The 3,953-nt window shown below is 73.6% G+C and carries 6 protein-coding genes; 4 read left to right on the top strand and 2 right to left on the bottom strand.

Annotated elements, in window-relative coordinates:
* Positions 1-168: 168 nt before the first annotated feature.
* From VR44_RS15610 to VR44_RS15620, 3 genes are read left to right on the top strand one after another with little or no spacing between them, the layout of a single operon-like run.
* Positions 169-660, top strand: coding sequence for a hypothetical protein (locus tag VR44_RS15610; RefSeq protein WP_045948094.1), 492 nt, complete (start codon positions 169-171; stop codon positions 658-660).
* A 20-nt stretch (positions 661-680) separates the two neighbouring features.
* Positions 681-1,409 carry a futalosine hydrolase gene (locus VR44_RS15615; protein ID WP_045948095.1) on the top strand — a complete coding sequence of 243 codons (729 nt, stop codon included), beginning with the start codon at positions 681-683 and terminating at the stop codon, positions 1,407-1,409.
* Entirely contained in the window at positions 1,393-2,262 is an 870-nt protein-coding gene (locus VR44_RS15620) for a 1,4-dihydroxy-6-naphtoate synthase (RefSeq protein WP_045948096.1), read from the top strand. Before VR44_RS15615 ends, VR44_RS15620 begins: the two co-directional genes overlap by 17 nt.
* A gap of 81 nt (positions 2,263-2,343) precedes the next feature.
* Here VR44_RS15620 and VR44_RS48415 read toward each other — a convergent pair whose 3' ends face one another.
* Entirely contained in the window at positions 2,344-2,727 is a 384-nt protein-coding gene (locus VR44_RS48415; protein ID WP_042811480.1) for a cold-shock protein, read from the bottom strand.
* Positions 2,728-2,904: 177 nt separating this feature from the next.
* Between VR44_RS48415 and VR44_RS15630 the strand changes: the two genes are divergently transcribed.
* Positions 2,905-3,159: a hypothetical protein gene (locus VR44_RS15630; protein ID WP_045948097.1), complete on the top strand. Its 255-nt coding sequence runs from the start codon at positions 2,905-2,907 to the stop codon at positions 3,157-3,159.
* A gap of 24 nt (positions 3,160-3,183) precedes the next feature.
* On the opposite strand, the gene VR44_RS15635 is transcribed toward VR44_RS15630, so the two are convergent.
* On the bottom strand, positions 3,184-3,819 hold the full coding sequence (locus VR44_RS15635) for an HAD family hydrolase (protein WP_045948098.1): 636 nt from the start codon (positions 3,817-3,819) through the stop codon (positions 3,184-3,186).
* Positions 3,820-3,953 lie beyond the last annotated feature (134 nt).

Consider the following 3,953-nt stretch of genomic DNA (forward strand, 5'->3'; position numbering starts at 1 on the left):
GGCGCTGGGGGCACCTCCCAGCGGTAGCCGGGGGAGGGTCCGGGGGCGGAGCCCCCCGGGGGAGGAACCCCGCCCCGCAGGCCTCCCCGCCCCCGCGGAACGCAGGGGCACGCCGTCGCGCACCCCCCGTGCGGCGGCGCAGCCCAGCGGCCCGATAGCCTTCGGCTCATGACCGCACCGCTTTTCCCGGGTAGGGCCCGCCGCAGCGTCGCGGCCCTCGGAGCCGTGTCCGCCGGCCTCCTCCTCCTCTCCGCCTGCGACAAGCCGACGCCGCTCGCGACCGTGACCGTCGGCAGCTCGTCGGTGTCCGCCGAGTCCGAGTGCCGCGCCGACGGCCAGGAGCTCTCCATGGACAAGGTCCAGGAGTGCCTCACCGGCCGCAAGGACGCCAAGACCATCGAGTACGGCCGCGGCGACACGCTGCGCCTCGGCGTCGAGCCGAAGATCGTCGAGGACGGCAAGAAGTGGCAGGCGGTCCTCGACGGCCAGCCGATCACCGAGCCCTCGGCGAACACCTACCGCAGCTTCGCGGGCGCCGACGTCTTCGCGACCGGCGGCCAGGGCGAGGCGCCCCAGTCGAAGATGCTGAGCTTCGTCCAGGTCGGCGAGGACGGCAAGCCGCTCGCCGTCTGGTCCTTCAAGCTCAAGCTGAAGAAGTAACCGACGGCAGGAGCAGCAGCGTGCGCGCGCTGATCGTGACCGCGGTGGCCGCGGAGGCCGACTCCGCGGCCTCCGGGCTCACCCCTCACCAGGACCCGGTCACGCCCGAGCCGCGCACCCTGCCCGGGGGGTACCTCATCACCCGCCGGGACCTGCCCGGCCTCGCCGCCGACGTCCTCGTCGGCGGTGTCGGCCCGGCCTCCGCCGCGGCCGCCACGGCCACCGCGCTCGCGCTGGCCGACTACTCGCTCGTCATCTCCGCCGGCATCGGCGGCGGGTTCGCCCCCGCCGCCCCGCTCGGCTCCCTCGTGGTCGCCGACGCGCTCGTCGCCGCCGACCTGGGCGCCGAGACCCCCGAGGGGTTCGTCCCCGTCCAGGAGCTCGGCTTCGGCCGCAACGTGCACCTGCCGCCCGCCGACCTGGCCGCCCGGGCCGCCGAGGCCACCGGGGCGCTCCTCGCGCCCGTCCTCACCGTCTCCACCGTCACCGGCAGCGCCGCCCGCGCCGCCGAGCTCGCCGCCCGGCACCCGCTCGCCGGGGCCGAGGCCATGGAGGGCTTCGGGGTGGCGGAGGCGGCCGCCGCGCACGGGCTGCCGGTCCTGGAGATCCGCGCCGTGTCCAACGCCGTCGGGCCGCGCGACCGGGCCGCCTGGCGGATCGGGGACGCGCTGGCCGCCCTCGCCGACGGGTTCCGCGCGCTGGGGCCCGTACTCGTCACCTGGGGAGAACGCCATGACCGCGACCGCTGACCACGCCCCCCTGCGCACGCTCGACATCGCCTACTCGCCCTGCCCGAACGACACCTTCGTCTTCGACGCCTGGGCGCACGGCCGCGTCCCGGGCGCGCCCGCCCTCGACGTGACCTTCGCCGACATCGACGTCACCAACGGCATGGCCGAGCGCGGCGAGCTGGACGTGCTGAAGGTGTCGTACGCGGTGCTGCCGTGGGTGCTGGAGGAGTACGCGCTGCTGCCCTGCGGCGGCGCACTGGGGCGCGGCTGCGGCCCGCTGGTCCTGACCCGGGAACCGGGCCTGGACCTCACCGGGAAGACGGTCGCGGTGCCCAGTGAACGCTCCACCGCCTACCTGCTGTTCCGGCTGTGGGCGGCGGACGTGCTGCCCGCAGGGGTCGGCGAGGTCGTCGTCCTGCCCTTCAACGAGATCATGCCGGCGGTGCGCGACGGCCGGGTGGACGCCGGACTCGTCATCCACGAGGCCCGGTTCACCTATCAGGAGTACGGGCTGCACTGCCTGGCCGACATGGGCGAGCACTGGGAGTCCACCACCGGCCTGCCGATCCCGCTCGGCGCGATCATCGCCAAGCGCTCCCTGGGCGCGGACACCCTGCGCGCGCTGGCCGACGCGGCCCGTGCGTCGGTACGGATGGCCTGGGACGACCCCGAGGCCTCGCGGCCCTATGTGCGGGCGCACGCGCAGGAACTGGACCCGAAGGTCGCCGACCAGCACATCGGGCTGTACGTCAACGAGTTCACCGCCGACCTGGGCGACGCCGGCTACGCGGCCGTGCGCGGGCTGCTGACCAGGGCCGCCGCCGAGGGCCTGGTTCCGGCCATCGGGCCGGACGCGCTGAGCTTCCCGTGACCGCGTCCCGCACGCGCCGGTGCCCCGCCGCTCGGAGGAGCGGCGGGGCACCGGCGTACGCGCGCGGGAACGACCTGACGGTCAGACGTCGAGCTGGTCGGCCACCGCACGCAGCAGGCCGGCGATCTTCGCGCCGTGCGCCTTGTCGGGGTAGCGGCCGCGCTCCAGCATCGGCGTGATGTTCTCCAGCAGGGTCGTCAGGTCCTGCACGATCGAGGCCAGCTCGTCGGGCTTGCGCCGCTGTGCGGCGGCCACCGACGGCGTCGGCTCCAGCACGACCACCGAAAGCGCCTGGTCACCGCGCTGTCCCGCGACGACGCCGAACTCCACGCGCTGCCCGGGCTTGAGCGCGTCGACCCCATCGGGGAGCACCGACGAGTGCACGAAGACGTCTCCGCCGTCGTCACGGGAGAGAAAGCCGAAGCCCTTCTCGCTGTTGAACCACTTGACCTTGCCGGTAGGCACGTCCGTCCTCTGTCCTTGTGCTCGTCGGGTCCGGTTTGCCGAGGTGAACGGCTCCGGATAGCAGTACAGCGGGTCCTTCGACCCGCCTCCTCCAGGCTAATGGTCCTGAAACCGGTGGCAAGACGTTCCCCGGTCCTTCCCGCTCGACCGCTTCGGCCAGGGAACTACCCTGGTGGGGTGACTGTTACTCCTCACCCCGACGAAGCACGGCCCGGCGACGGACTGGTCAAGGCCGGGGGCATCGTGTTCATCGTGGGCGCCGTGGCGACCCTCGTGACGATGGCCCCGCTGTTCCTGGGCACCGACCCGTTCCCGTCGTACGCGTGGGCGGTGTGCATGCTCATGGGCGTCGGCTTCATGATCTCCGCCGCCGGCGTGCTCCGTTCGGCGGCGGCCCAGCGCCGGGCGGCCAGGGCGTCCCAGGCCGCCTGACGGCGCTTCCGCCCGTCCGCTCCGTCAGCCGGCGAGGGTGCGGGCGAACCCCGCCAGCCACTCCGGCAGGGCGGTGAGGTCGTCCAGCACCACGTCGGCACCGGCCTCGCGCAGTTCCTCCGCCCCGCACGGCCCGGTCGCCACCGCCACCGACAGGGCCCCGGCCGTCCGGGCGCCGCGCACGTCGCCGATGTGGTCGCCGACGTACACCTGCGCCCCGTACTCGCGCAGCGCCTTGGCCTTGCCCTCGGCCCAGAGCCACCCGATGACGGCGTCGGCGTCTATCCCGAGGTGGTCGAGGTGCTGGCGGGCGTTGGGCTCGTTCTTCGCCGTCACCACGATCGCCCGCCCGCCGAGCGCCTGGACGGCCTTGACGGCCTCGCGCGCCCCGGCCATCGCCGGCGTCGGCTCGATGGCGTAGGAGGGGTACATCTCCCGGTAGAGGTCCCGCATCGCGGGGATCCGGTCCTCCGGGAACCAGTAGGCGAGCTCCTCCTCCAGCGGGGGCCCGAGCCGGGTGACGGCCAGGTCGGCGTCGATGAACGTCCCGGTCTTCGCGGAGAGCGCCGTCCAGGCGGCGTGGATGCCGGGGCGGGAGTCGATGAGCGTCATGTCGAGGTCGAACCCGACGGTGAGCTGTGGGGGGATGTGGGAGGTCATAGCGCCATTGTGCCGAGACTCCACCGGGCCGCGGGAGGCTAAGCGGAGGTTGGCTTATCAGATAGCGTTATTTGGCGGAATGTCAGCTCTTGCCCCATTTCCAGCCACCTACCGGCACTTTCGACGCCACGGGC

The organism is Streptomyces katrae (assembly GCF_000966975.1).
GTDB lineage: Bacteria > Actinomycetota > Actinomycetes > Streptomycetales > Streptomycetaceae > Streptomyces > Streptomyces katrae.